At 69.3% G+C, this 26,918-nt stretch carries 22 protein-coding genes; 14 read left to right on the top strand and 8 right to left on the bottom strand.

The genetic code is table 11. The features are described 5' to 3' along the window. Positions 1–108: 108 nt before the first annotated feature. The 5 genes from ACTMTI_RS03680 to ACTMTI_RS03700 form a co-directional block, all read right to left on the bottom strand. The gene (locus tag ACTMTI_RS03680; protein WP_441118174.1) at positions 109–870 is read right to left on the bottom strand and encodes an ABC transporter permease; all 762 of its coding nucleotides are present in this window, start codon (positions 868–870) and stop codon (positions 109–111) included. 9 nt (positions 871–879) lie between these two features. Beyond that, entirely contained in the window at positions 880–1,644 is a 765-nt protein-coding gene (locus ACTMTI_RS03685) for an ABC transporter ATP-binding protein (RefSeq protein ID WP_441118175.1), read from the bottom strand. Next, entirely contained in the window at positions 1,644–2,057 is a 414-nt protein-coding gene (locus ACTMTI_RS03690) for a DUF1048 domain-containing protein (RefSeq protein ID WP_441118176.1), read from the bottom strand. The genes ACTMTI_RS03685 and ACTMTI_RS03690 overlap by 1 nt, the downstream gene beginning before the upstream one ends. Before the next feature lie 2 nt (positions 2,058–2,059). Further along, positions 2,060–2,389 carry a PadR family transcriptional regulator gene (locus tag ACTMTI_RS03695; protein WP_441118177.1) on the bottom strand — a complete coding sequence of 110 codons (330 nt, stop codon included), beginning with the start codon at positions 2,387–2,389 and terminating at the stop codon, positions 2,060–2,062. 310 nt (positions 2,390–2,699) lie between these two features. Next, entirely contained in the window at positions 2,700–3,164 is a 465-nt protein-coding gene (locus ACTMTI_RS03700; RefSeq protein ID WP_441118178.1) for a serine hydrolase, read from the bottom strand. A gap of 264 nt (positions 3,165–3,428) precedes the next feature. Between ACTMTI_RS03700 and ACTMTI_RS03705 the strand changes: the two genes are divergently transcribed. Continuing rightward, positions 3,429–3,665, top strand: a complete 237-nt coding sequence (locus ACTMTI_RS03705; protein ID WP_441118179.1) for a DUF418 domain-containing protein — start codon at positions 3,429–3,431, stop codon at positions 3,663–3,665. A 237-nt stretch (positions 3,666–3,902) separates the two neighbouring features. After that, a complete protein-coding gene (locus ACTMTI_RS03710; RefSeq protein WP_441118180.1) occupies positions 3,903–5,885 on the top strand; it encodes an amino acid transporter in 1,983 nt (660 codons plus the stop codon). 103 nt (positions 5,886–5,988) lie between these two features. Here the strand turns inward: ACTMTI_RS03710 and ACTMTI_RS03715 are convergent, their stop codons facing one another. Further along, a complete protein-coding gene (locus ACTMTI_RS03715; RefSeq protein ID WP_441118835.1) occupies positions 5,989–6,651 on the bottom strand; it encodes a DUF4097 family beta strand repeat-containing protein in 663 nt (220 codons plus the stop codon). 371 nt (positions 6,652–7,022) lie between these two features. On the opposite strand from ACTMTI_RS03715, the gene ACTMTI_RS03720 reads away from it, so the two are divergent. Further along, complete coding sequence (locus ACTMTI_RS03720; protein ID WP_441118181.1) at positions 7,023–7,319, top strand: hypothetical protein; 297 nt, start codon at positions 7,023–7,025, stop codon at positions 7,317–7,319. A gap of 226 nt (positions 7,320–7,545) precedes the next feature. On the opposite strand, the gene ACTMTI_RS03725 is transcribed toward ACTMTI_RS03720, so the two are convergent. Both ACTMTI_RS03725 and ACTMTI_RS03730 read right to left on the bottom strand, forming a co-directional pair. Next, positions 7,546–9,456, bottom strand: coding sequence for an amino acid transporter (locus tag ACTMTI_RS03725; RefSeq protein ID WP_441118182.1), 1,911 nt, complete (start codon positions 9,454–9,456; stop codon positions 7,546–7,548). A gap of 337 nt (positions 9,457–9,793) precedes the next feature. Then, positions 9,794–10,018: a sporulation protein gene (locus ACTMTI_RS03730; protein ID WP_441118836.1), complete on the bottom strand. Its 225-nt coding sequence runs from the start codon at positions 10,016–10,018 to the stop codon at positions 9,794–9,796. Between the two features lie 1,319 nt (positions 10,019–11,337). Between ACTMTI_RS03730 and ACTMTI_RS03735 the strand changes: the two genes are divergently transcribed. From ACTMTI_RS03735 to ACTMTI_RS03785, 11 genes are all read left to right on the top strand, one after another. Then, entirely contained in the window at positions 11,338–12,366 is a 1,029-nt protein-coding gene (locus tag ACTMTI_RS03735; RefSeq protein ID WP_441118183.1) for a hypothetical protein, read from the top strand. Positions 12,367–12,443: 77 nt separating this feature from the next. Continuing rightward, positions 12,444–13,787, top strand: coding sequence for a cytochrome P450 (locus ACTMTI_RS03740; protein WP_441118184.1), 1,344 nt, complete (start codon positions 12,444–12,446; stop codon positions 13,785–13,787). After that, positions 13,784–14,902, top strand: coding sequence for a polyprenyl synthetase family protein (locus tag ACTMTI_RS03745; RefSeq protein WP_441118185.1), 1,119 nt, complete (start codon positions 13,784–13,786; stop codon positions 14,900–14,902). Before ACTMTI_RS03740 ends, ACTMTI_RS03745 begins: the two co-directional genes overlap by 4 nt. A gap of 9 nt (positions 14,903–14,911) precedes the next feature. Further along, the gene (locus ACTMTI_RS03750) at positions 14,912–16,000 is read left to right on the top strand and encodes a terpene synthase family protein (protein WP_441118186.1); all 1,089 of its coding nucleotides are present in this window, start codon (positions 14,912–14,914) and stop codon (positions 15,998–16,000) included. 25 nt (positions 16,001–16,025) lie between these two features. Then, complete coding sequence (locus ACTMTI_RS03755; protein ID WP_441118187.1) at positions 16,026–17,333, top strand: cytochrome P450; 1,308 nt, start codon at positions 16,026–16,028, stop codon at positions 17,331–17,333. Further along, on the top strand, positions 17,330–18,478 hold the full coding sequence (locus ACTMTI_RS03760) for a hypothetical protein (RefSeq protein ID WP_441118188.1): 1,149 nt from the start codon (positions 17,330–17,332) through the stop codon (positions 18,476–18,478). Before ACTMTI_RS03755 ends, ACTMTI_RS03760 begins: the two co-directional genes overlap by 4 nt. After that, positions 18,475–19,695 carry a cytochrome P450 gene (locus ACTMTI_RS03765; RefSeq protein WP_441118189.1) on the top strand — a complete coding sequence of 407 codons (1,221 nt, stop codon included), beginning with the start codon at positions 18,475–18,477 and terminating at the stop codon, positions 19,693–19,695. Before ACTMTI_RS03760 ends, ACTMTI_RS03765 begins: the two co-directional genes overlap by 4 nt. Then, positions 19,692–19,919 carry a ferredoxin gene (locus ACTMTI_RS03770; protein ID WP_441118190.1) on the top strand — a complete coding sequence of 76 codons (228 nt, stop codon included), beginning with the start codon at positions 19,692–19,694 and terminating at the stop codon, positions 19,917–19,919. Before ACTMTI_RS03765 ends, ACTMTI_RS03770 begins: the two co-directional genes overlap by 4 nt. Before the next feature lie 5 nt (positions 19,920–19,924). After that, a complete protein-coding gene (locus ACTMTI_RS03775) occupies positions 19,925–25,429 on the top strand; it encodes an SDR family NAD(P)-dependent oxidoreductase (protein WP_441118191.1) in 5,505 nt (1,834 codons plus the stop codon). A 39-nt stretch (positions 25,430–25,468) separates the two neighbouring features. Next, positions 25,469–26,467 carry a 4-hydroxy-3-methylbut-2-enyl diphosphate reductase gene (locus ACTMTI_RS03780; RefSeq protein ID WP_441118192.1) on the top strand — a complete coding sequence of 333 codons (999 nt, stop codon included), beginning with the start codon at positions 25,469–25,471 and terminating at the stop codon, positions 26,465–26,467. Beyond that, a complete protein-coding gene (locus ACTMTI_RS03785; RefSeq protein ID WP_441118193.1) occupies positions 26,464–26,895 on the top strand; it encodes an SRPBCC family protein in 432 nt (143 codons plus the stop codon). The genes ACTMTI_RS03780 and ACTMTI_RS03785 overlap by 4 nt, the downstream gene beginning before the upstream one ends. Positions 26,896–26,918: the final 23 nt, after the last annotated feature.

Here is a 26,918-nt window from a genome sequence, read left to right on the forward strand (position 1 = left end):
GGCGGCGCGAGACGAGCCGAAGGAGTGCTGTTCTGTTCAGGGCAACCGCGCCGCGATCCGCCTGTCCGCCACGCTCATCGGGATCAAGACATGCCCGATCGATACGCCCTAGGAGATCTTGCGGCGATAGGTGTTCATGGCGAAGCCGTACGCGACGATGAGGATGCCGACGCACCAGGCCAGGGCGATCCAGATGTCGGTGCCGACCGGCTGCTCGGTGAACAGGGCGCGGATGGCGTTGACGATGGAGGTCACCGGCTGGTTCTCGGCGAAGACGCGCAGCGGGCCGGGCATGGTGTCGGTGGGCACGAAGGCCGAGCTGAGGAAGGGCAGGAAGATGAGCGGGTAGGAGAACGCGCTCGCGCCTTCCATGGTCTTGGCCGACAGACCGGGGATGACGGCGATCCAGGTCAACGCCAGGGTGAACAGGATCAGGATGCCCGCCACCGACAGCCACGCCAGCACTCCCGCCGAGGAGCGGAAGCCCATGAGCAGAGCCACGAGCGTCACGACCACGAGCGAGATCAGATTGGCGACCAACGACGTCAGCACGTGCGCCCACAGCACCGACGAGCGCGCGGTCGGCATCGATTGGAAGCGCTCGAAGATGCCGCCCTTCATGTCCATGAACAGCCGGTACGCGGTGTAGGCGATGCCCGAGGCGACCGTGATGAGCAGGATGCCGGGCAGCATGTAATTCACATACGAATCCGACCCTGTTCTGATCGCGCCACCGAACACGTAGACGAACATCAGCATCATGGCGATCGGCATGATCGCGGTCGTGATGATGGTGTCCGGGCTGCGCGTGATGTGGCGCAGGGATCGTCCCAGCAGGACGGTGGTGTCGGTGAAGAAATGCTTGCTCATCGTTGTTCCTTATGCCTTCGTGCCGACGAGGGTGAGGAAGACGTCCTCGAGGGTCGGCTGCTTTTCGACGTATTCGACCTTGGCGGGCGGGAGCAGTTGCTTGAGCTCCGCCAGGGTGCCGTTGACGATGATCCGGCCCTCGTGGAGGATCGCGATCCGGTCGGCGAGTTGTTCGGCCTCGTCCAGGTACTGCGTGGTGAGCAGCACCGTCGTACCCCGCGCGGCGAGTTCCTTGACGGCCTGCCACACCTCGATGCGCGCCTGGGGGTCGAGCCCGGTCGTCGGCTCGTCGAGGAAGATGATCGGCGGGTTCCCGATGAGGCTCATCGCGACGTCCAGGCGCCGGCGCATGCCGCCGGAGTACGTCGCGACCTTCCGTCCGCCCGCGTCGGTGAGCGAGAAGCGGGCGAGTAGCTCATCCGCGATCGAGCCCGGATCCTTGAGATGCCGCAGCCGGGCGACCAGCACGAGGTTCTCCCGCCCGCTGAGGATCTCGTCCACGGCGGCGAACTGCCCGGTCAGGCTGATCGATTCGCGCACGTCCGCGGCCTGCGTGGCGACGTCGAAGCCGTTCACCCGTGCCGTTCCCGCGTCGGCCTTGAGCAGCGTGGACAGGATCTTCACGGCCGTGGTCTTGCCGGCCCCGTTGGAGCCGAGCAGAGCGAAGATGCTGCCCCGCGCCACGGAGAAGTCCACGCCGCGCAGCACCCGCAGCTCCTTGTACGACTTCTCCAGGCCCTGCACCTGGATCGCCGCAGCTTGCTGTGTCGTCATCAGTCTGTCCTGTCCTTTGTCGTGGTGTTCTCGCCTGCGGCGCGCTCGATGGCGCTGGTGAAGCGGTTGCGCTCCCGGGTCCTGTACTGGCCGAGGGGGTAGTTGGCCATGAACGCCTCGACGAACTCCACCGGGTCCTCGCCGAAGATGTCGCGGATCGGGGTTCCGTCCGCCGCGCCCTGCTCGAACAGCTCGGCAAGATCGTCGTACATCGCCATCGCACCGGCGCCGTCGGCCGGTCCGAAGTGCATCAGGTACCGCTCCAGCGCTTCGACCGCGATGCGGTAGTTCTCGGGAAGCTGCTTGATGCGCGCCTTGTACTGCCGGTAGCGCTTCTTCTCCTCCAGCGATCCGGTGACGATCTCCAGGTACTGCAGGTAGCGGCTCTTCGGCTCGTTTGATCCTGTAGTCATGTCTACTTGCCTCCCTTGCGGAGCTGTTCGAGCCGGTCGGCCAGGAAGCTCCAGGTCCGCCAGAACTCTTCGAGGTACTCCCGTCCCTGGTCATTGAGGGAGTACACCTTGCGCGGCGGTCCCTTCTCAGACGGGACCTTCTGTACGTCGACCAGGCCGCGCTGCTCGATCCTGACCAGCAGCGCGTAGATGGTGCCCTCGGCGATGTCGGAGAAGCCCTGGCCCCGCAGCCACGCCGTGATCTCGTAGCCGTATGCGGGCCGACCGGACAGGATCGCCAGGACGATGCCCTCCAGTGTTCCTTTGAGCATCTCCGTCACGAGCTTGCCCATGGCACCCCCCCTCTTCAGCTACTTGGTGTTGCTGACTACCAGTACAAAGTAGCACTGACTACCTGTACTTAGCAACACCGAATAGCTGAGGTGCAAAGCGGAAGCTTGAGCGTGTGCGGGCGGCCTGATCACTGTTCGTGAGCGAGTTCGTCATCCCTCAGGCCCAGACGGGCTCCGTCGGCCCACTGGAGAGTTCGATCGTCGCGGACGAGGCGGGAACGGTTCATGGCATCCACCATCACCGAAAGCGCTGATACCGGGCCGTCGCCGTGCTGACACGGCCGCCGACACAACACCGCAGCAGGCCTGCTCACCGCCGGGACATCCGCCGGCCTGGCACGCCTCCCAAGGGCCGGTTCGGCGTCCACAGGATCCTCCCCGACGTCTTCGCGGATCGGGGTCCGTTCGCCGCATCTGCTCCGGCAAGCGTGGTCTCGGGAGGGTGTTCAAGAACCCCCTCGGGGTTCCAGATCTCCTTCTGCTGGGCCGGCGGCAGCAGCGTGCCGTCGTGCAGTGCGGCCAGGAAGCGGCTCAGGTCCCGGGTGGTGGAGACGATGCCGCCGGCGGCCCAGGCGTAGGAGGCGTTCTGCTCGGTGACATCGTAGGTCTTGGCGTCGGGGTCGGCTGACCACAGCCGGGAGTAGTGTCGCGGGTGCGGTCCGCGGATCCTGGTCTCGTTGCCCGGAAGGTAGGTCCCGGACAGGCCTAGCGGGCGGGCGATCCGTCGGGCGAGTTGGTCGGCGTAGGGTTTGCCGGTCGCCTTCTCGATGATCATTCCGGCGAGGTCTGGTTGAGCAGCTGCCTGATGGTGATCTTGCTGCCGTCGTTGCCGTTGCCCTTGACCAGGCCGGGCAGCCACCCTGCTGGCCGCCGGCGCGTGGACGAACACCTCGGTCACCGTCGGCTGGACCGTCGCGATCGCACACGACCTGACCGGGTACGCGGACGGCATCGGCCTGGCCGCCGCCGTCGGGCTGGTCGCGATCAGGTCCGGGGCGGCCGGGTCACCACGGCACTCGCCGCGCTGGGAGAGCGTTCGATGACCTTCTACCTGTTCCAGTCGGTGGTGTGGGTGACGCTGTTCTACCCGTTCATTCTGGATCTGAGCGACGACATGATTTTCACCTCCGCCTTCGGGCTGGCCATCGGGATCTGGCTGCTGTCGATCCTGCTGGCCGAGGGGGTGCGGATGGCGGGCTATCGCGGCCCGGCGGAGGTGCTGCTCCGCAGGCTCTCGTACCCCTCCCGCCCCGAACCTCTACGCCCGGTGGTGTGAAGACGAAAGCGCGGTGAGAAGGGCGTTCGCCCTCGGCATGGTGGGTACGGTTTTCGCGGCGTACGGTGCATGCGAGTAGCGATAGACGGAAGATCGGGAAGACGCTGCGTACAGCCGTGACATGCGGGAGAGGCGACATTCCCGGGGGCGCTCTTGGGGTCACTGATCGGAAGTTCTAGCCTGGGGCGGTCCAAACCTGTGGCGCGGGAGCCGTGTCGGATTTGATGGGGAGTCAAAATGAGCGGCACCGGCGGATTGGCCGTCCCCGAGGTAGTCGACAGCCCGAGGCGTCCGGCGCCGCCGGCGAGCGGGCTGGCGCGGTGGCTGCTGCGGCATCAGGTCCAGCCGGTCGGCCCGGAGACGCAGGAAGGGCACGCCAAGCCTCAGGCCTGGTGGAAGGTCATGTGCCTGACCGGCGTCGACTACTTCTCCACGCTGGCCTACCTGCCGGGCATCGCCGCACTCGCGGCCGGTGCGCTGTCGCCGCTGGCCACGCTGCTCATCGTGGCGCTGACGCTGCTGGGCATGCTGCCGATGTACCGCAGGGTCGCCAAAGAGAGCCCGCACGGCCAGGGATCGGTGTCCATGCTGGAGCGGCTGCTGCCGTTCTGGCGGGGCAAGCTGTTCGTGCTGGTGTTGCTGGGGTTCGTGGCCACGTCGTGGATCATCACGATCACGCTGTCGGCGGCGGACGCGTCCGTGCACGTCGTGGAGAATCCGTTCTTCCCTAGCTTCCTGCACGGCCACGAGGTCGCGCTGACGGTGGTGCTGCTGCTGGTGCTGGGCGGAGTGTTCCTGATCGGCTTCACCGAGGCCGTCGGCGTGGCGATCCCGCTGGTGGCGCTCTTCCTCGGGCTCAACGCCGTCGTGGTCGGCGTCGGCTTGGCGCAGGTTCTCGCGACGCCGGAGCAGATGACGGCGTGGACTGATGCCCTGGTCGAGGGGCGGGGAGGTTTCAGCGGCGTCATCGGGCCCGCGATCCTCGCCTTCCCCCTGCTGGTGCTGGGATTGTCCGGATTCGAGACCGGGGTCAGCATGATGCCGCTGGTCGCGGCCGAGGGCAAGGATCCTGCGCAACGCCTGGCCTCGCGCATCGCCAACACGCGCAAGCTGCTGACCGCCGCCGCGCTCGTCATGAGCGTCTATCTGATCGCCACGAGCTTCGTCACCACCGTCCTCATCCCCGCGGACCAGTTCCAGCCCGGCGGCCAGGCCAACGGACGAGCCATGGCCTACCTGGCACACGAGTACCTGGGCGACGCCTTCGGCACCACCTACGACATCAGCACGATCCTCATCCTCTGGTTCGCAGGCGCCTCGGCGATGGCCGGGCTGATCAACATCGTGCCGCGCTATCTGCCCGGCTACGGCATGGCACCCGAGTGGGGTCGCGCGGTACGCCCTGTCGTGCTGGTCTACACGCTCATCTGCGTCGCCTTGACCATCGCCTTCAACGCCGACGTGGACGCTCAGGCCGGCGCCTACGCCACGGGCATCCTGGCCATGATGGTCTCCGGAGCGTTCGCGGTGACGATCTCCGCCGTCCGCAAGCGGCAGCGGACCGCCATCGCCGGTTTCACCGTGCTCACGCTGGTGCTGCTGTACGCGCTGGTGGAGAACATCAGGGAGAAGCCGGACGGCATCACCATCTCCTTCTTCTTCATCCTGGGCATCATCGTCATCTCGCTGATTTCCCGAATTTCTCGCACCACTGAACTGCGCGCCGATCACATCGAGTTCGATGCCGCCGCCCGGCGGTTCATCACCGACTCCATCGCGTTCGACGGCGCGCTGAATCTCATCGCCAACCGTCGCCAGAGCGGCGATCCCGCCGAATACGCGGCCAAGGAGGCCGAGCAACGCGGCATGAACCCGGTCCCCGGGTCAGCTGATGTGCTGTTCCTGGAAATCGACGTCATCGACCCGTCGGAGTTCAGCAACGTACTCCAGGTTCGCGGCTTCGAGGTCGGCGGCCACAAGATCCTGCGGGCCGGCAGCCCAGCCGCCCCCAACGCCATCGCCGCCATCCTGCTGGCTCTGCGCGATGCGACCGGCCTGCGACCCCACTGCTACTTCGAGTGGTCCGAGGGCAGCCCCCTGACCCACCTGCTGCGCTACCTCCTGCTCGGCCGCGGCGACACGCCGCCCGTGGTTCGAGAGATCATCCGCAAGGCCGAGCCCGAGCCCACCCGCCGACCTGGCATCCACGTCGGCGGCTGACGCCTCGTCGCGCCGCTCAGCCCGCACCGGCCCCGCCACGACCTCCCCGGTCGCTTTCAAGCAGGCATCCCCTTGGCCGGCTTGCCCGTTCGGAGGCTGCGGGTCACAGGCTGCGGGCGGTGATGTCGCCGTTGGAGGTGGTGGCGTGGATGTCGAGTTCGATGGTGCCGTCGTTCTTGAGGGCGTTGGTGATGCGGCCGTGGCTGGTGCCGGCGTCCAGGGCGGCCGAGACTCCGCCGGCGGCGGCGATCGAGATGTCGCCGGACTGGGTGCGGAGCACGACCGTGCCGCGCACGGCCTCGGCGATCCGGATGTCGCCCCGTGCGGTGCTGATCTCCGCGGGGCCGCCCAGCCGGCGGACCTCGACATCGCCGTCTGCCGCGGTGAGGCGGACGCTCGCGGCCTCGTCGATCGTGATCTGGCTGTACGCACCTTCGAAGGCGACGTCGCCGAGGCGGCCGACGGTCCGGAGTTCGGCGCTGGCCGCCTTGGCCTCGATGCGGGAGCCGGCGGGCAGCTTGACCGTCACCTCGATGGATCCAGACGGGCCGAGGTACTGGTTCTTCTCCAGGGTCTCGATCCGCAGGACGCCGTCGGCGTATTCGATCGTGGTCTGCTCCGCCGCCTTCACGTCGCGGCTCTTTGAGGCGTTCGCGGGCAGGACCTCGACCGCGGTGTCGGCCTGGTCGGCGGCGATGAACTCAACGCGTCCCGCGGGGATGTTCAGGACGGCGGAAATCGGGGCGGGGGTGTCGAACTTCTGCATCATGTACTCCTTGTGCTGCGTTGTTGTCGATCTTGCGAGACCCGTCCCGGCGTGGCGCTCATGGGCTTCCACGAGCGCCGCATCAGGGTCGGGGGTGAGCTGCCCAGCTCGCGGCCCCGAGGCCGCAATCGCTGAGTCGTTCGTCATGCATCCACCATCGCCGACCGCACTGATACCGGGCTGTCGCCGTCCTGACGCCGCCGCTGACGTACGGGTCCCGGGCGTAGCCGCCGAGGCGGTTTCGGGGTTGGGGCTTGCGGAGGGCATCAGCCAGGCCCACTCGGTTGGGGCGGTGGGATTGAGGACGTTGCCTGCGGTGCCGGCTCGTTGATGAGCCCGGCTGCCGCCACGGCCCCGTCTACTCAGACGACTTGGCCTCGTCAGCTGACCCGGCCTGCCCGCCGCAGAACGCCGGATTTGTCCGTCGCAAGCGCGATCCGCGGCGGCGTCGCGACATCTACGTGATCGACGACGACGCCTGGTACCACGCGATCATGACCAGCGAGCGGCAGACACTCCAGACGGCGCGGGCCACGATGGCGGCGGCCGAGACCTACGGGCTCGACACCCCCGTGGGACAACGGCTGGCCAAGACAGCGGCGTACCTGGAACGCGTCAGCCTGAACATCATGGAATCGGCCGACCGCTGGCGCACCCTCCTGACGTGACGGGACTCCAGCGAACCACCTGGCGATCCGGCTGACCAGTTCCTGCTGATCGTCACCGACCCACCCCACCGGGCCATCTATAACCCCGACGCCAACCTGCACACAAAAGATCCCGCCAGCGCACGCTGCCGGGGACTTTCACCTGCTGATCACCATGAGCAAGATCAAAGTTCAGCAACACTCTCTGACGCAAACGGCCCAAACAACTACGCCATAGATACGGCTGTCAGCCGACGTGGACGTGTGGCCGGCGCTCCAGGTCCGGCTCGGCCTGGCGGAGTACCTCCCGGGTCAGCGGCGGCACGTCGCCGCCGCCGAAGAGCAGGTAACGCAGCATGGCCACGACCGGGTTGCCCTCGGTCCAGTGGAAGTAGATGTGCGGCACCGAGCCGGTCCGATCGCGCAGGTAGAGCAGCAACGCAGCCAGCGTGTTCGGCACGGCCGAGCTCTCGATAGTGAGGATCTTGTGGCCGTACCGCTCCTCGCCCTTGATGTGCAGTTCGGTCTCGAACTCCGAGGCGTCCGGCACCGTGACCTCCACGAACAGCACCGGCTCGGAGCTGCGCAGTCGATGGTTGAGCCAGGTCTCACGGAGCTTGTCGGTGTACTCGGCCTGGTCGCGGGTGTGCGGCTCGTTGGCGATCACGTGGATGTCGCCGCACGCCTCGTTGATGAACTGCTCGGCCAGCCCGTCCAAGTGCACTTCGGTGACGCGGAGTTCGGTGGAGCGGGTGGCCCGGGAGATCAGGGAGGTGATGATGATGGCCGCGATGAAGAAGGAGGCGATCTTCACGCCGTCGGGCCGCTCGATGACGTTGTCGACGAGCGTATAGGCGAGCACCGCGCTGATCGTGGCGTACGCGGCCGTCGCCACGTGCTGGCGCTTCTTCCTGGCCGACAGCGTGACGGCGACCGCTGCGGAGAGCATGAGGACCAGCACGCCGGTTGCGTAGGCGCCGCCCTGGGCGTCCACGTCGGCGTCGAAGATGATCGTGATGGCGAACGCGATCACGGAGAACACGATCACCAGCGGCCGCACCGCGCCCGTCCATTCCGGCGCCATGCCGTAGCGGGGCAGGTAGCGCGGCACCAGGTTGATCAGCCCGGCCATCGCCGAGGCTCCGGCGAACCACAGGATCGCGATCGTGGAGACGTCGTAGGCGGTGCCGAACCAGTCCCCCAGATAGCTGTGCGCCAGGTACGCCAGCGCTCGTCCGTTCGCCTTGCCGCCCTCCTCGAACTCCGCGTGCGGAATCAGCACGGTCGTGACGAAGCTGGAGAAGACCAGGAAGACGCTCATGATCAGCGCCGCGACGGTGAGGAGGCGCCTGGTGCCGGCGATCCGCTGCTGGATGTCGCCCTTGACCACCGGCATCACCGCCACGCCGGTCTCGAACCCGGACATGCCCAGCGCCAGCTTGGGCATCACCAGCAGCGACAGCCCGATCATGGCCAGTGGGCTGGAGAAGTCCAGGCTCAGCGCGTGCTGCCAGTCCACCACGACCTGCGGCGCCTCGACCACGTGCAACAGGGCGACGGCCACCACGACCGCGTTCAGCGCCAGGTAGACGAACACGAGCAGGACGGCGATGCCGATCGCCTCGCTGAAGCCCAGCAGGAACACCCCGCCGAGCGCCGCCAGCAGCACGAGCGTGACAATCACCCGCTGCCCGGCCAGGGCCTCGGGCCAGAACGGGTTCTCCAAGATGTGCGCGGTCGCGTCCGCCGCCGACAGCGTCATCGTGATCACGAAGTCGGTGGCCGCGAAGCCGAGCAGGGCCAGCACGAACAGCTTGCCCCACCACTGCGGGGCGAGCTTTTCCAGCATGGCGATCGAGCCCTGGCCGTGCGGGCTCTCGGCGGCGACCCGCCGGTAGACCGGCAGCGCGCCCAGCAGCGTCAGCGCCACCAGGAACAGCGTGGCCAGCGGCGACAGCAGCCCGGCCGCCAACGCCGCGATGCCCGGCTGGTAGCCCAGCGTGGAGAAGTAGTCCACGCCGGTCAGGCACATCACCCGCCACCACGGGTGCTTGACGTGGGGACCGTGCTCGATCTGCTTACGGTCGGTCTGCAAGCCCTGGAGCAGCCAGGAACGCACAGTTCCTTCCGTGGCGGCCGGCCGTTTCGCCAGCACCATTTCGGTCACCCTTCATCAAAACGGCGCGAAGTCGCACCGCACTTTACCCAGGTCAGAAGGGTGATTGACGAAGGGGGGACGTCAAGAAAACGTATGTACCCGTAGCCGTCCGAGACGGCTCTCGGCAGGGCGCACCCGTGATCGCACCAGCTTTGGCGCCTGCGATTGCTGCCACGGGCGTGATGAGCCAGGCCGGCCAGCCATCGGTCGATCTCGCTGGACCAGTCGGTATGCAGGGCTTCTTCATGACCCATCTGGAATCGTCCAGTGGCATCGCCGGAGGAATGGCGGCCCGCATGTTTGTCGGCTTCCAAGACCACGTTCAATCCGGACGAGCTCAGGACGAACGCCAGCTCGACCTCGTGGACGGCTCCGGCGAGATGCGCGGGGGGGATAGAACCTTGTCGACCGCCATGGCGACGGTCACTTCGGTACGCACGCCCAGCATCATGTCGGCCAGATGCCTGCCGCCGATCTCGCTGATCGGGGTCTCCCATGGCACGGCGACCTGGAACTCAATCGTCCGTTCCTCGCCCTGCCGAAGGACTGACGGGCCGGAGATCTGAGCGTTCGCGAACTCCGTGAGCCCGTCCGTCCAGCTCGCTGATGGCCTTCCGGGCCACCCACCAGTGCTCCAGCAGGCGAGCCCGCCACGTCCGCTTCGCGAATGCCGACCGGGCTTCCCAGCGCACCAGACAACAACGTATCGGAAAGACGCTGGGGGGTGGTGAGACCGTCAATGGGTGTCATAGGTGGCGGACGACCCCCGAGGATAACGACAAAAGCGCCCAAAACCTCGGATTTGCTTGTCTTGCAGACGCCCGCACAGGGCGACTGGAACACCCAAACGGAGTCGAGGAGTGGGGATGGCCGACGTCATCTTCGTCGCCCTGACGATCGCGGTCTTCGAGATCCTCGGGCTCGTCGTCAAGGCGGTGGAACGGCTGTGAGCGAGCGAACCGTCAGATACAGCTGCCTGGCGCTCATAGGACCGACGGAGTCGGTTCTATGAGCGCCGTCAACGCCGCCGGTCTGGTCGTGGTCGCCGGCCTGGTTATCTTCATGGTCGGGGCCGTAGTAGGGGCGCCCTTCCGATGGCGACGCGCATGCCCGGGCGCTCTCCACGCCTGAGCGTCCGCCTGGACCAGGCGGTGGTTATGAGACTTGTCGCGGATGGAAGTGCTTGGCAAGCAAACAAATGCTCAGGCCCATGCAAGATCATCTTGCCCTCAATGCCCGCGGCGCCGGGCCTTGTGGTGATGAGGATCCCTGACTCCTCCCTGGAGACGATCTTCAGACGCGACCGCCCGGAGTGCGCGTGTGCACAAATCCCGTAACCGTACATACGTAACCGCCGTCATGTCGGCTTAAACATCCGGAACTAGATAAGGCATGCGCACCTCGGGCCTTTGCTGCGTGTCCGAAAGGTATTGACATGTCGTGGATCAAGGCTAGATCATGGCTCGTGTCGCCAAAGGGCCACATAACATAACGCTGTCAAGCCATTACTGTCCATCATTCAATAGCTCATCGGCCGGCTGCACGTAATCCCGCTTGACGGGGAGCGGGAGACGGGGTGCAGATTGCTTGGGACACCTTTCTGGGTCGCGCCGAATTCCCGCACTGCTCTGGTTGTGTATGGCATTATCGCTGCTCGCTAGCGTCATGGTGCGGCGGCGATTGACTATGAGCTCTGAAGGGTTTGACTTGTCGTCATCCGCTACGCTCGAAGACTTCATGACCGATCCATACTCCATTTACCGGTCGATGAATTCACGGGCGCCACTGACACCCGTCGGCCCGGCCGACTTCCTTGTGACCGACCCTGCGCTGATCCTCGAAATATTCGAGAATCACGATAAATTCACCAGCGTTCACAACTTGGAGGGGCAGGTCCCTGTCTGCGACGAGGCGCGGGCCATTCTGGACCAGACGCTGTTCTATCGGGGCGCCCTCTTCAACGAGACGCCGCCGGCTCACTCCGCCTTCCGTAAGACCTTCATCAGGCCGTTCACACCTGCCGCGGTGGAGACGCTGGAGCCAAAGATCCACGAGCTGGCCGCCGCCATGTGCGGCGACCTGTCCGGCCGCCGTTCCTTCGATGTCATGCAGGAACTGGCGCTGCCGCTGCCGATCAAGATCATATCCGACATGATCGGCATTCCGGAGGGCGACCGGCAGCAGGTCAAGGAGTGGAACAACCTCTGGGTGGCGCTGCAGGTGGCGCCGCTGCCGGAGGAGCACCAGGTGGGCGCGGCCATGGCGGTGCGCGCGTACGAGGACTACGTGCGCAAGCTGATCGAGGAGATCCGCGCCGAGCGGCGGCCGAGCCTCATCCTCGACATGGCGGACGCCATCGGCACCCCGGGCGCCGTCCACGACGTGGACGACATCATCGTCGCCATCCGGGTCATGATCGCCGCCGGGCACGAGACCACGTCCGGGCTGATCGGCAACGCCGTCAACCGGCTCATCGAGACCGGCCGCTGGGCCGAACTGGGCGCGAACCCGGCCGACATCCCCGAGTTCGTCGAGGAGACGATGGCCATCGACCCCTCGGTGCAGAGCGCCCCGCGCTCGGTCGAGGAGGACACCGAGATCCGCGGCATCACCGTCCCCGCGCGCTCCCGGCTGCACCTGGCGATCGGTGCGTACGCGGTGCTGGGCCCGCAGAACGGCGACCAGAACGGTGCCACCGACAAGCCCGCCGTGCACAAGCACATCGGGTTCGGGCACGGCATCCACCGGTGCATGGGCTCCCACCTCGCCCGCATCGAGGCGCGCATCGCGCTGGAGACGCTGCTGAAGGCCGTCCCGGCCGTGCCGCACTACGACGAGTCGGCTCCGCCTCTCCGCCTGCCCGGAGGCTTCGTCTTCCGGAGTTTCAGCTCCCTTCCCATCTCCTGGTGAGAGTTTCAGCTCGCTTTCCCATCTCCTGGTGAGAGTTTCAGCTCGCTTTCCCATCTCCTGGTGAGGACGTCTCCGCCATGGCTGTCAAACCGCCGTTGGTTCCGCATGCCAAGCCGGTCATCGGACACATTCTCGACATCTGGCAGGACCCGCTGAAGTTCTTCAGCTCCGCCGCCCAGGTCGCGCCGCTGTCGCGCATCAAGATCGGGTGGACGGACGCCTGTCTCATCTCCAACCACGAACTGCTGTACCAGATCCTGGTCCCCGACGCCAAGAAGTACGACAAGGGCATCCAGTACGAGCGGGCCCGCGCCATGCTCGGCAACGGTGTGCTGCTCGCGGAGGGCGACCTCCACCTGCGGCAGCGCCGGCTGATGCAGCCCATGTTCAACAAGCCCTCTGTAAACGACTACATCGACGCCATGCACACCTACAGCACGGCGATGGTGGAGTCGTGGGCGGACCGCGACGTGGTGGAGCTCTACCCCGAGTTCTACCGGCTGGCCACCCGGGTCGTGATCGACACGCTGTTCTCCACCAAGATGAGCGAGAGCGACGTGGAGCTCGTCCGCGCCAAGATGCCCATCGTGATCTCCGGCATCGAGAAGCGCGGCGCCCTGCCGCCGCGGCTGTTCGACACCATCCCCACCCCGGAGAACCGCGCGTTCTACTCCGCCATCTCCGACCTGCGCTCCCTGGGCGACCGGCTGGTCGACGCCCGGCTGCGCATGGAGCGCGAGCGCGACGCCCGAGCCGACCTCATGGACGTGCTGACCGAGACCGACGACGAGGTGGCCCGCCGTGACAACGACCGCGCGCAGATCCTCAACGAGTTCCTGACTTTCCTCACGGCCGGCTCCGAAACCACGCCGAGCGCCATCGCCTGGTCCTGCTACCTGCTGGGCCGCCACCCGGAGATCCAGGAGGAAGTGCGCGCCGAGGTGGCCGGCTTCGACCCGGGCGCCAACACGGTGGCCGCCATCCAGCAGCTGCCGCTGCTGCAGGCCGTGGTGAAGGAGGCGCTGCGCCTCTACCCGCCGGTGTGGGCGCTGGGGCGGCGCACGCTGCAGACCACCACCCTCGGCGGGTACGAGCTGCCTCCCGGCACGCAGGTCTTCTACTCGGTGTACTCGATCCAGCGGGACGAGAACGTCTACGACGAGCCGAACGAGTTCCGGCCGCGCCGCTGGATCGGCGACGACAAGAAGTACCCGCGCACGGCCTTCCTGCCGTTCGGCGCCGGGGTGCGCAACTGCATCGGCGAGCACTTCGCGTGGATCGAGATCTCCATCGCGATCGTCAACATCCTCAAGCGTTACGAGCTGTCTCTCCAGCCCGGCCAGAAGGTGCCGCCGGCAGCCATGGGCGCCCTGGTGCCCGGCGACCTGCCGATGCGGTTGAAGCGGCTGGTGGCGCAATGAGCCCGACCGCCACGCGACTGGTCGAGCACGTACGGACGAACGTGGCGGCGCTGCTGGACGAGTTCGCCGCGCTCACCGCCGGCTCGCGGTCCACCGGTACGGGGGTGGCGGCCTTCACCCAGCGGCTGTCCGACTACGTCATGCGGTTCGGCAGCATGCGGCGTACCCGCATGGCGGCGCACACCCTCGACGGCTACCGGCGTACCGACGAGGCCACCGTCGCCGTGCTCGGCCACGCCTGCGCCGCGCTGGAGCTGTTCCACGCGGCCGCGATGATCCACGACGACATCATCGACGAGAGCCCCACCCGGCGGAACCATCCGGCCTTTCACATCGGCTGGGTCGGCGCGGACCCGGCCGGCGGCGCCGACGGGCGGGAGACGGCGCCGATCTCGGCGTCGATTCCCTCGGCCCGGCTCGGCATCGCGGCCGGGCTGCTGGGCGGCGACGCGCTGCTCGTGCTGACCGCCCGCGCCGTCGACCGCATTCCCTCGCCGGCTCGCGACCGCGTGGCGGGGTTCTTCCAGGAAATGCAGCTGCGCACCGTGGTCGGCGAGTTCCAGGACTCCGTGCTGGAGTACCAGCGGGTGCATGCCACCCGCACGGCCATCGCCGACATGTCGGTGAACAAGACCGCCTGGTACACCGTGATCGCGCCCATGGTACTGGCCGCCCACTGCGCCGACGCCGACACGGACGCGCTGCCGCTGCTGATCGACGCGGGCTCGGCGTTCGGGGAGGCGTTCCAGCTGCTCGACGACCTGATCGAGGTGTACGGCGAGCCCGCGGTGACCGGCAAGAACCCGCTGGACGACCTGAAGGCGGGCAAGGCGACCCTGCTGCACCACATCGTCGCCGCCAACTGCACACCCACGGAGCGGACGGTACTCGCCCAGGTGTACGGCCGCGGTGACGGCACCGAACGCGACCTCGAACAGTACCGCCGGCTGATCGACGCCAACACCGCGCACGTGACCGACGACCTGCGCGGCCTCATGGACCGGGCCCGGTCGCTGCTGCGCGAGGCCGGATTCCGCGATCACACGGTGGACCGCATCGAACACGAGCTGAGCCCCCACTTCCAGATCCCAGTCCCCCTGGACGAGAGCGCCTAGCACATGGCAGTGAACTTCACCCTTCCCCTGGCAGGCACCCATGTGCTGCTGCCTCCGTACGAGCACTGCGTACCCGCGCTGGAACGCCCCGACAACGACCAGGTCGTCGCCGACAGCCAGGAATGGTGCCGGCAGGGCCTGTCCGACCTGTTACCGCCCGAGGACCTGGACACGCTGCTGGCCGAGCGCGCGTCGCTCTGGACCGCCCTGGTCCTGCCCACCGCGCCCTACGAGTTCCTCGTCGCCGCGGCGCAGTACACCGAATACCTGTCGATCCTCGACAACGCGCTGGTGGACAAGGACCGGCTCGGCAGCGACCCGGTGTACGCGGCGGAGCTGAAGGCGGCCATCGACGTGCTGTTCGACGGCAAGCAGGTGGACACTCCGGCCAACGAAGAGCTCACCGTCTGGTTCAAACCGCTGCACGACTGCCTGTCCACGCTGCGCGGCCACCTGACCGCCGAAACCTGGGACGGCTTCCACGGCGAGGTCGAGCGCTTCCTGATCGGCTGCGTCGAAGAGGTCGACTACCGCAATTCCGACACCGTCTACGACTTCGACGCCTACCTGCGGATGCGCCGCAACAGCGTCGGCATGGGCATGTACTTCGCGCTCGGAGAGGCGCTGGCGCCACCGCTCGAGAAGGAGACGGTGGACGGGTCAGCGTACCGCGCGCGGCTGCTGACGTACGCCCTCGATCACATCGCGCTGAGCAACGACATGTTCTCGTTCCGCGCCGAGGCCGACGCCGACGACGCCGTCAACGCCGTGGCCACGCTGATCCTCAGCGAGGACCTCTCGGTCCAGGCGGCGTTCGACCGGGTGGGGCTCGAAGTGCAGCGCAACGAGATGGCGTTCCGGCGCACGCTGCGCGAGACCGTCGCGGCGCTGGGACCGGACCATGCGGTGAGCGTGTACGGCGGCAAGGTGTGGCACATGATGTGCGGCAACGTGGACTGGTCCTTCCGCACCACGCGATACAACGGAGAAAGGCATCAGTGGGATGGCCGGTATCCTCAAGTCGTTCAGTTCAGGGAGGGCAGCACGCTCTTCACCGACAAGAACTACGCCTCCCTCATCGCGGAGGGCCTGGTCTGACCGCACGGCCGGATACGCCACCCGCGTGCATCGCGCCGTCGGCCTGGTGCGGCAGATCGTACGGCTGGCCCGCGACCCGCTGGGCTACGTGACCGAGCTGAACTCCTCGGCCGACATCCACGTCTTCACCGCGCTCGGCCGGAGCTTCGTCTACGTCGCCGAACCGCTGCTCGTCAACGACATGCTCGTGGACCGGCGCGGCGACTTCGACAAGGGCATCTTCTACGACCGGGTGCGGCGGCTTGCGGGCAACGGCGTCGTGCTGGCCAACGGCGCGGAACACCGCAGGCAGCGCGACTACCTGGACCGCTTCTTCAAGCGTGAGCACGTGGTGGCGCTGTCCGAGCCGATGACCGCTGTGGTGAGGGAGGAACTGGCCCGCTGGGACACCACGCTCGACATCGACGCGGCCCTGCACCGGATGACGTTCAAGATTCTCGCCGCCACGATGTTCGGCACCGACATCGACCACGAGAAGTTCGACCGCATCCACGAATGGCTCGCGCTGACGCTCGAAGCGATCATGTTCCGTACCGTGGTGCCGTCGTGGTACCTGCGGGTTCCCACCAAGCGGAACCGCCTGCACGACAGCGCGATGGACCGGCTGCGCGCGGCCATCACCTCGGCGATGAACGCGGACGGTACGGGCGGCTCCGACCGTCTCGACCTCATCTCGGTCATGCGCACGGTCCGCCACGAGGACGGATCGCCGCTGACGCCCACCGAGATGGCCGACCAGATCGTCGCGGTCACCATGGCCGGGGCGGAGACGGCGGCCACCGCGCTGTCGTGGCTCACCACGGAGCTCGCCCGCGACCAGGCCCTGCAGGACGCGCTGCGTGCCGAGGTATCGAACGCGCGCGCCCGCGGCGTCCCCTACGGCCCCGACCTGTCGGAGACGCCGCTGCTCAAGCGCACGCTGTCGGAGCTGCTGCGCTGCCGCCAGCCCATCCTGGTCATCTCCCGGCGCACGGCCCGCGACACCGAATTACGCGGTGTCCGGCTGCCCGCCGGAACCGAGGTGATGTACAGCCCGTGGGCCATGCACCGGGACCGGACGTGGTTCCCGGCCGGGGCGGACTTCGAGCCGGAGACCTTCGGCGCCGGCGGATGCCCGGTCACGAAGGGCTCGTACACACCGTTCGGCCTCGGCCCCCGGCACTGTGTCGGCGAGCAGTACGCCTGGCAGATGATGTGGATCGCCGTCGCGGAGATGTTGCTTGCGGTGCGTATCGAGTCGGCCACCGCGCAGCACCCGAACGGACGCCCCCTGGCCACCATCATCCCGGGGAGCGTGCACGCCAAGGTCGAGCGGGTGGGGGAGCCGGCATGACGCGGCTGCTTGAGCCGAGCGAGGTCTTCCACGCCTTCCTCGACTGGCAAACCGGGTTCGAGGTGGAGGTGCGGGCGTCGCTGACGCCCGTGGCGGCGGCAGCCGGGCTGGCCCGCATGTACGCCGCTTTCCCCCGCCTCGCGGCCCGGCTCGCCCGTACGCCGGAGGGCTTCGCCTTCGAACCCGTTCCGGCTCCAGCGATCGAGACGACCGCGTACGGCGCCCGCGTGCACGCCGCGCTGTCGGCGTTCACCGTGGACGCCGCCCGCCCCGGCACCGTCGTGGTCACGGGACGGCTACACCACGCGCTCTGCGACGTCACCGGCATCCTGTCGATGGCGGACCAGCTGCTCGGCCTGCTCGGCGTCCGCGCCGACGCGGCCTCGATCCCGCTGCAGGCCGCACGCGAGTGGCCGATCGCCGCGGAAACCGTGCTCGGCGGGCCCCAGTCGGCCGACGGCATCCGCGAGACCCGGCTCTTCTACGCCCAAGCCCCGTCCGCGCCGCTGAAGCCTGCGCAGCCGGTGACCCTGCACCTCCCCCCGGAGCAGGTGCAGGCCATCGACGACGCGTGCGCCGCCGAGTCGACCTCGCTCACCGCGGTGATCGCCTCCGCCGTCGCGCCGCTCGTGGCCGGGGACGGCGACCCGGTGGTGGTCGGCGTCCCGGTGGACTGCCGGGTGTTCATCAGTCCCGAGCGGGCGGAGCAGGTCCCGCCGCGCGCCATCGGCAACTGCAGCCACGGCGCTCTCGTCCGGGTGCCGCGTGCCCACGGCGACGTGCCGGCGACGGCACGGGCCTTCGACGCCGACCTTCTGGACCAGCTGGAGGCGGAGACCCCCGCGGCGCCGTTCCGCGACGGCCGCAAGTACCTGCCGGAGCACAACGCGCCCGCCGCCCTCGTGGTGTCGAACGCGCGCGGCGCCGCCCGCCGGTTCCCGCGCCTGGCCGACGCGCCGCGAACGATTGTGCTGCCGGAGTCCTCGATCCCGGCCCTGCCGATGATCGCCGTGAACGAGAGCCCGGCGACGCAGGCCGTCGTCATCACGCTCATCGCGGACCCGGCCGACCACACACCCACTGAAGCCCGTCGGCTCATCGACGCGCTGGCGCGCACACTCAATGACATCGTGGAGCGGCAATGACCGAAGTATCCGACAGCCTCACCGAGTCCGCGGACGCCCTGCCCACCATTCCGCGCGGCCGTACCTCGGTGTTCGAGCTGCCGACCGGGCTCATGGACATGGCCGCCGCCGGTCCGATCCATCCGCTGCGCTACGCCGGCGGCCACGTCGGCTGGATCGTCACCGACTTCCAGCTGTGCCGCAAGGTGCTGACCATGCCGGAGTTCAGCTCCCGCCCGGACCTGCGGCATTCGGCCATCCACGAGGCCATCGGCGACGGGCAGCCGCCGGAGGAGCGGCCGGGCATGTTCGTCGGCATGGACCCGCCGGAGCACACCCACTACCGGCGCATCGTGGCCGCGGCCCTGAAACTGGGCGAGATGCGGCAGCTTACGGCGAGCATCACCGAACGGGCGAACGCGCTGTTCGACGCCGACGCCGGCGACCAGGTGGATCTGGTCTCGGCCGTCGCCTCGCCGCTGCCCGCCCTGGTGATCACCCAGCTGCTGGGCGTCGAGGAGGCGGTCAGTCACATTCTCGCCAGCTGCCTGGAGCGGATGTTGTCGCTGGACTCCACGGCTGACCAGGTGCGGGAGATGTTCACCATCATCTTCAACGAACTGGGCGAGGTGGTGACGCGGCGCCAGAAGGACGGCGCCCCGGGCTTCATCCAGAACATGATCGAAGATGGGCAGCTGTCGGACGCCGAGATCACCAGTATCGCCTTCCAGCTCTACACGGCCGGTCATGAGACCACCACGAACATGATCGCGCTGAGCTACCTGCACCTCCTGGAGAACCCCGAGGCGGCCGTGACGCTCAAGGGCAACGAGCGCGCGATCGCCGACGCCATGGAGGAGTTCCTGCGGTTCTTCTCGATCATCCAGTACGGCATCTCCCGCGCCGCGCTGGAGGAGGTCGAGCTGGGCGGGGTGACGATCCGGCCGGGGGAGACGATCACGATCTCCCTGCCCGCGGCCAACTTCGACAGCGGGCGCTTCCCGGATCCGTACCGGCTCGACATCGGGCGCGGCGACCGCGGGCACCTGGCCTTCGGCTTCGGGGTTCACCAGTGCGTGGCGCAGCAGCTCGCGCGGGTCGAGCTCACCGTGGCGCTGCGGGTCTTCCTGGAGCGGTACGGCGACTTCGCGCTCGACTCGTACGAGATGAAGTCGGACACCATCGTGCACGGACTGACCCGGCTCCTGGTGCGGCGGTCCGGCACGCGACAGCCATGATCAGGGCTGACCGGGACCGCTGCTGCGGCTCCGGCATGTGCGTGCTGATCTGTCCGGAGGTGTTCGACCAGGACGACAGCGGGCTCGTCGTCATCGACGCCGATGCCGTCGGCATCGCCGACCCCGCGCTGCTGCGGCATGCCGTCAGCTGCTGTCCTGGGCGGGCTCTGTCCGAGGTCGACTCCGCACGGACCGAGAAATCCGCTGCCAACGAACGAAAGTGACTGGTATGGACCGACGTATCGCCTTAGTCGGCATCGGCGCGCGGCTGCCGGGCGGGCGAGGGCCCGCCGGGGTGTGGCGCATGCTCCAGCGGCGCGAGTCCGAGATCGGCGCCGCCCCCGCCAGCCGCCTGCCTTTCCTCACCGATCACGACGTCAGCGACCCCGCGTTCGACATGGTGTGCCTGACCGGGGGGTTCGCTGACGGGTGGGACGAGTTCGACCACTCGGCGTTCGGCATCTCGGCCCGCGAGGCCGAGGTGATGGACCCGCAGCAGCGGATCCTGGTGGAGACCGTGTTCGAGGCCATCGGCGACGCCGGGTTCACCCTCGACTACCTGCAGCGCCGCAGCACTGGCGTGGTGAGCGGCTGCATCACCCGCGACCACTGGCTCGTCGCGCGCCAGGACTCGGGGCTGGACGCCATCAGCAACGTCGGCAACACCGGCAGCGGCCTGTCCGGCCGGTTGTCGCACGTCTTCGGCCTGACCGGCCCGTCCGTCACCCTCGACACCGCCTGCTCGTCGGGGCTGGCGGCCGTCGCCACCGCGATCGACAACCTCCTGGTCGGCAACTGCTCGATCGCCATCGCCGCTGCCACCAACCTGGTGCTCGACCCGTACGAGACGCTGTCGTTCTACCGGTCGAACATGCTGGCCGCCGACGGGCACTGCAAGTTCGGCACCACCCGCGCCGACGGATTCGTCCGCAGCGACGGCTTCGCCGCCGTCGTGCTGCGGCCACTGGCGGACGCCCTGGCCGAACGGGACCGCGTCTACGCGGTGATCGAGGGCGTCGCGGTCGGCAACGACGGCGGGCGCAGCGGATCGTTGCCCACCCCTTCGGTGGACGGCCAGACCGACGTCATCCGCCGCGCGCTCACGCTGGCCGGGCGCGCCCCGGAGGACGTCGACTACGTGGAGGCGCACGGCACCGGTACCACGGTCGGCGACGCCACCGAGATCGACGCCCTCATGACGGTCTTCGGCGAGCGGGATCGGCCGCTGCCGATCGGGTCGGTCAAGACGCGGATCGGTCACTGCGAGTCCACCTCCGGGCTGGCCGGGCTGGTGGTCGCCGCCCTGAGCATCCACCACGCGACGGTGCCGCCGATGCTGGCGCACGGCGACCTGCGGGACGACCTGGCGGATCGCGAGCGGGGCGTGTACGCGAACGTGGGCGACGGGCTGCCGCTGCCCGGGGACACGGTGATCGGGGTCAGCTCGTTCGGCATCACGGGGACCAACGCGCACGCCGTCCTCGCGTCACCGCCCGCACCGGTGGAGCCGGAGACGGAGACGGAAACAGGGCCGGAAGCGCTCCCTTCGCTGCCGCGGCTCAGCTCGCCCGGTGTCACGCTCCCGGCCGCTCCCGCCGCCGGCGACGGGCGCCTCAGCGCGGCGCTGGCCTACCGCGTCAACCACACCGCGGGACATCGGCGGACCGACGCGGACCTCCCGGTGACGGCCTCCGGCCCGGGCCTCATTGCCGGTCTCTGGCGGGACGCGCCGAAGGTGGTCTTCGCGTTCGGCGGATTCGGCGCACACTGGCTCGACCCCGGCACGGCTGGCGACCCGATCCTGCGCGACCACCTCCGTACCACCTACGCGGCGGTACGGGATCACCTGGCCGAGCACGAACGGCCGCTGCTCGACGGCGGCGCCGGCATCCCGGCCGCCCTGCAGCCGTACGCCACCTGGGCCTCGCAGCTGGCCATCGCGTTCACGCTGCGGGACTACGGGGTGCGGCCCGACGCGGTCCTGGGGCACAGCTTCGGCGACATCGCAGCGGCCTGCACGGCGGGCGCGCTCGACCTGGAGACGGCGGCGCGGTTGCTGGTCGCCCGCACGGAGGCGGTGCGGGAACACTCGGACAACACCCGCATGATCGTGATCACGGGGGAGGACGTCGCCCGCGACAGCGCCTGGATCCCGGCCTCGGCGGATGTGGCCGTGGTCAACAGCCCGAGCTGTGTGGTGCTGGCCTGCCCCGCCGACGCCCTCGGCGACATCACCGAACGGGCCGTCGCGCACGGGCACGACGCCCGCGCCCTGGAGGTCGTGTTCGGCTCGCACAGCCGGTTCGTGGAGCCGGCGCTGCCGGCCTTCGCCCCCGCCGTGGAGGCCCTTGGCCACGACCGGACCGCCGCCATCCCTTTCTACTCCTCGACCTCCACGGCCGCCGCCACCGCGAAGACCGCGGTGGCGGCGCGACACTGGCTCGACAACCTGCGCACCCGGGTCGATCTTCCGCCGGTGGCGGCGAGGCTGGCCGACGACGGTTACCAGATCATCCTCGACGTCGGGCCGCGGGCGGTGCTGGCCGGTCACCTGCAGGCCTCGTTCGGCGGAACCGTCCTGACCACCGACGCGATCGAGGACGACGACTTCCTCCGCGCCACCATCGGCGCGCTCTTCACGGCGAACGTCCCGCTGCGTCCGCACCGGTTACCGCGGTGGACCTCCGTGCTCGCCGCCGAACTGACGTGGAGGCGCACTCCGCGCTCCGTCAGCCCTCTGCGCCCGGCCGGGCGCGCGGTCCAGACCCCGGGCTCGGGCTCGGGCTCGGGCTCGGGCTGGGGCTCGGGCTCGGGCGAGTCGGTGACCTACCGGCTGCGTGGGCCGCAGGTCCGGCTGCTGGCCGGGCACCGGGTACGCGGCGAGACGGTGGCGCCGGGCACGCTGACGCTCAGCTACCTCGTACGCTCGCTGCGGACCGACGGCGAGCCGCTGCGCATCGACGCGGTGCGGTTCGTGGAGCCGATCGTCATCGACGACACCACCGACCAGCTGGCACTCACCGTTTCGCGGGACGGCTCCCAGGTGGAGGTGCACTTCACCACGGACCCTGCCGCCACTCCCACCCTGTGCTGCACCGCGACCGTGGCGCAGGCCTGCCCCGCCGCCGAGACGGCCGCCGCCGAGCTGCCGCTGAACCTGGCCCCGTTGCCGGTGGACGCCTTCTACGAGGGGTTCGCCGCGGCGGGCAACGTGTGGGAAGGGCCGTTCCGGTCCATCTCCGAGCTGTGGGTGTCCACGACGCACGCGTACGCCACGGCCGAGCTCGGCACGCCGACCGGAGTGGGCGGAGAGATCGACCCGGCCCTGTTCGACGCGGCGCTGCACGGGCTCGCGGCGGTGCACTACGGGCTCGCCGACGGCGCGGAGGCCACCTGCCCCTTCTACTTCGAAGGGGTGGACCGCATGACGTTCCACCGGCATCGGCTGCACGGGCGCACCCGGTCGGTCATCGCGCCGAGCGCGGACGGCACCGGGTTCGACATCACCATCCTGGACGCCGAGGATCGGCTCGCCGTGCGCTGCGAGGGGGTGCGCATTCGCACGATGGAAAGTCGGCCCGCCATTCCGGCCCTGCACCGGATCTGGGTACCGTACACCGGCTCGTCCGGCCGCGCCGAGCAGCGCCTGGTGGATCTGTTCGACGCGCCGCTCGGGACCGCGGACCCCGACGTCATCGCCGACGTGGTCGCCCGCACCGGACCGGGCCGCGAACTGCTCATCGACGCGCGCACCCCCGCCGCCCCCGCACAGGCGCAGCTGACCGGCTACCTCGCCGGGCTCGGACAGGCCGTGACCCGCCTCGCCCACGCCGCCGCCGAGGCAGGCGTGCCGCTCGGCGTGGTCGTGACCGATCCCGACCAGCCGCCCGCCGACGAGCTGGGCGGCGCGGTCAGCGGATTCCTGTTCGCGCTGGCCGGGGCGCTGCCGTACGAGTTCCCGGCCCTGGCCGGCGCAGTGGTGTGCGCCCCCGCCGGGGACCCTCTGGGTGATCTGCCGTCGATCCGGGATCTGGCCGCGCGGGGCGAGCACCGCCTGCGCCGCGACAGCGATGGCGGCCTGTCGGTGGCGCGCCTGACCGACCAGCCGAAACGATCCCGCCCCCGGCACCCCGCCGGGCGGCACCACCTCGGCCGCTGGACCGCCGAGGTCCGGCTGCACGAAGGGCGGGCCTGCGACGTCGAGCTGGTCTGGTCCGATCCGCGGCACGGCCCCCGCGCCATCGGGATCCGGCCCCTGCCCCAGGGGTACCGGCAGGCGCGGCGGTTGCCGGACGTGCTCTGGGCGGTCCAAGCCGCCCAGCGGATCACCGCGGTGGTCCGGCCGGGCGCGGACGACGAACTCGTCATCTCGGGCGACCCCCACCGCGCCGCCCTGCTGCGCGCCGCCCTCGCCACCCGCCCCGGCGCGCTCGGCGGCCAGGTGCGGCGCATCGGGATCGCGCTGGACGAACCCCTCATCGGCCCCCTTGTCGACACCGCCACCGACCTGCTGATCACGGCGGCCCCGTCCCAGGACGCGGAGGCCGGAGCGGCGGAGGTCACCCTGCGCGACCTGGCGCCCACGAGCGCCTGGCCGAGGTCGGTCGCCTACCGGACCACCTTCGCGGACACCGAGATTGCGCTGCTCGATCTCGCCGGTGCCGACGACGCGTCGTACTGCGAACGGGCGGCCACGTCCCGGCGCCGTCGTGCGGCGCTGATCGTCGGCGGCAGCGGCGGCCTCGGCTCGGCCCTCGCCGCCGACCTCCGCGCCCGCTCGTTCACCGACATCGTCTTGGTCGGAACCCGGGACAACCCCGGCAGCGGGACCGGCTACCTCCGCTGCGACATCAGCGACCCCGCCGCCGTCGCCCTGCTCACGGAGCGGCTGGCCCGGATCGAGGCCGACGAGGTGCTCATCTTCCACCTGGCCGGCCGCCTGTCGGCCGGACCGCTTGCCGAGCTGGATCCCGCCGACTGGCACCGCGTCCTGGCCCCCAAGACGGACGGGACCCGCCACGTCGTCGAAGTGGCCCGCAGGACCGGCGCGCGGATGCTGGTCGCCTACTCGTCGGCGTCGGCCGTGCTGCCGTCACCGCAGTTCGGCCACTACGGCGCCGCCAACGCCGCCATGGAGGGGATCCTCGCCGCGGTGGGCGACGTACGCGTGCGGGGCGTGCGGTGGGGCTTCTGGGCCGGGGCGGGTATGTTGCGCGACCTCGACCCCACCCGCTCGTTCACCCCGGCGGGCGTCGGGGAGATCGGCGCGAACGACGGTCACGACTTCCTCTGGAACGTCCTCACCACACCGGACACCGGCTTCCCGGTCTGCTACCCGGCCGACTGGGCGGAGTTCGGCGGACGGTACGAGACGCTGCGGCGCGACGCCCTGCTGAGCCTGCTGCGCCCGGCCGGCGTCCGGGAGCTCCCGCAGGCCCCGGCCGAGGCAGAGCATCAGGGCCCGACCGGACGGACGGACCGCGGCGACGCCGCGAACCGCGTGGAGTCGCTCATCATGGAGACCCTCAAGATCTCCGAGGTGTCCGTGGTGCGCGGCGCGGATCGGCTGCGCGACCTCGGCCTGGACTCGCTGCTCGCCGTGGAGCTGCGTACGAAGATCAAAGCGGCGCTGGGCCACACCGTCCCCATCCGCACCCTGCTGGGCCCGACCAGCCCCGCCCAGCTGCTCGCCCTCGTCACCGAGACCACCGACACCGACACCCGCTCCGCGTGAGCGCGCCAGTCAGCACCGCCGAGTGAATGGGATAACGCCTTGCCGAACAGCACAGCGCCGAACCCACCGGCGCCGAACCCAGCGGTGCGCACCGTCCTGCTGGCCGAGCCGCGCGGCTTCTGCGCGGGCGTCCGGCGCGCCATCGCGATCGTCGAACAGGCACTGGAGCGGTACGGGCCGCCGGTGTACGTCCGCAAGGAGATCGTGCACAACCACCACGTCGTCGCCGAATTACGCGGCCGAGGAGCCGTCTTCGTCGATTCGGAGGACGAGGTGCCGGAGGGGGCGCTGTGCATCTTCTCGGCGCACGGGGTGGCGCCCGCGGTGCGTGACAACGCCGCGCGCCGGAGCCTCGACGTCATCGACGCCACCTGCCCGCTGGTCGCCAAGGTGCACCAGGAGGCGCGCCGCTTCGCCCGGGACGGCCGTACCCTCCTGCTGGTCGGGCACGCCAGCCACGAGGAGGTGGAGGGCACGTACGGCGAGGCGCCCCACCGTACCGTGATCGTCGAGACCGTCGAGGACGCGCGGGGCCTGGAGATCGACGCTGCCACCCCGACCGCGCTGCTCACCCAGACCACGCTGTCGCTGGACGATACCCGGGAGATCACGGACGCGCTGCGCGACCGCTTCCCGAACCTGGCCGTTCCGCCCACCAGCGACATCTGCTACGCCAGCGAGAACAGGCAGCGGGCGGTCAAGGCCATTGCCCGCCGCGCCGACCTGGTACTCGTGGTGGGCTCGACCAACTCCAGCAACTCCATCCGAATGGTCGAGGTGGCCGAGGCCGCCGGCGCCCGCGCCCACTTGGTGCCCGACGTGGACCACCTCGACGCCGCCTGGCTCGACGGCGTCACCACGGTCGGGGTCAGCGCCGGCGCCAGCGCCCCGGAGAATCTCGTGGACGACCTCCTCGCGGCCCTCGCCGGGCACGGCTTCGCCAACATCCGGATCGAGCCGGCCGCGACGGAGAACCTCGAATTCGCCCTGCCCGCCCGGCTCAACGCACCGGCGGCCGACGGCGAAGGAGCACGATGACGCGGATCGAGACCGAGATCGCCATACCCGGCCCGCGCGAACGGGTCTGGAAGGTGCTCACGGGTTTCGCCGCGTACCCGCAGTGGAGCCCGACGATCCTCCGCATCTCCGGCGACCTGGACGTCGGATCCCGGCTCGCCGTCCGCATCCTCGGGCCCGGCGGCCGGGCCGTGGCATTCCGGCCGAAGCTGGTGGCGCTGGAGCCGGGCCGGCTGCTGCGATGGGACGCGGTGCTCCTGCACCCGGATGTGCTCAGCGGGTTGCACGAGTTCCGGCTCGACGACGACGGCATCGCCGGCACCCGGCTGGTGCACTCCGACACCTACAGCGGGGTGCTGGCCGCGCCGCTGCGGCGCCTGCTGGCCGCGAACGAGCCGCTCATGCGACGGCAGAACACTGCGATACGGGATCGTACGCTGAACGGGTAGCCCCCGCGCGCGGCGGCGAGGGG

This window comes from Nonomuraea sp. H19 (assembly GCF_052068215.1).
GTDB lineage: Bacteria > Actinomycetota > Actinomycetes > Streptosporangiales > Streptosporangiaceae > Nonomuraea.

Bases quoted from the DNA above. Each gene is read 5' to 3' on its own strand.
- ACTMTI_RS03710 (WP_441118180.1), top strand. From the start codon at position 3,903: ATGAGCGGCACCGGCGGATTGGCCGTCCCCGAGGTAGTCGACAGCCCG.
- ACTMTI_RS03760 (WP_441118188.1), top strand. From the start codon at position 17,330: ATGACGCGGCTGCTTGAGCCGAGCGAGGTCTTCCACGCCTTCCTCGAC.
- ACTMTI_RS03785 (WP_441118193.1), top strand. From the start codon at position 26,464: ATGACGCGGATCGAGACCGAGATCGCCATACCCGGCCCGCGCGAACGG.
- ACTMTI_RS03715 (WP_441118835.1), bottom strand. From the start codon at position 6,651: ATGCAGAAGTTCGACACCCCCGCCCCGATTTCCGCCGTCCTGAACATC.
- ACTMTI_RS03685 (WP_441118175.1), bottom strand. From the start codon at position 1,644: ATGACGACACAGCAAGCTGCGGCGATCCAGGTGCAGGGCCTGGAGAAG.
- ACTMTI_RS03770 (WP_441118190.1), top strand. From the start codon at position 19,692: ATGATCAGGGCTGACCGGGACCGCTGCTGCGGCTCCGGCATGTGCGTG.
- ACTMTI_RS03740 (WP_441118184.1), top strand. From the start codon at position 12,444: ATGGCTGTCAAACCGCCGTTGGTTCCGCATGCCAAGCCGGTCATCGGA.
- ACTMTI_RS03700 (WP_441118178.1), bottom strand. From the start codon at position 3,164: ATGATCATCGAGAAGGCGACCGGCAAACCCTACGCCGACCAACTCGCC.
- ACTMTI_RS03765 (WP_441118189.1), top strand. From the start codon at position 18,475: ATGACCGAAGTATCCGACAGCCTCACCGAGTCCGCGGACGCCCTGCCC.
- ACTMTI_RS03680 (WP_441118174.1), bottom strand. From the start codon at position 870: ATGAGCAAGCATTTCTTCACCGACACCACCGTCCTGCTGGGACGATCC.
- ACTMTI_RS03725 (WP_441118182.1), bottom strand. From the start codon at position 9,456: ATGGTGCTGGCGAAACGGCCGGCCGCCACGGAAGGAACTGTGCGTTCC.
- ACTMTI_RS03705 (WP_441118179.1), top strand. From the start codon at position 3,429: ATGACCTTCTACCTGTTCCAGTCGGTGGTGTGGGTGACGCTGTTCTAC.
- ACTMTI_RS03690 (WP_441118176.1), bottom strand. From the start codon at position 2,057: ATGACTACAGGATCAAACGAGCCGAAGAGCCGCTACCTGCAGTACCTG.
- ACTMTI_RS03695 (WP_441118177.1), bottom strand. From the start codon at position 2,389: ATGGGCAAGCTCGTGACGGAGATGCTCAAAGGAACACTGGAGGGCATC.
- ACTMTI_RS03745 (WP_441118185.1), top strand. From the start codon at position 13,784: ATGAGCCCGACCGCCACGCGACTGGTCGAGCACGTACGGACGAACGTG.
- ACTMTI_RS03775 (WP_441118191.1), top strand. From the start codon at position 19,925: ATGGACCGACGTATCGCCTTAGTCGGCATCGGCGCGCGGCTGCCGGGC.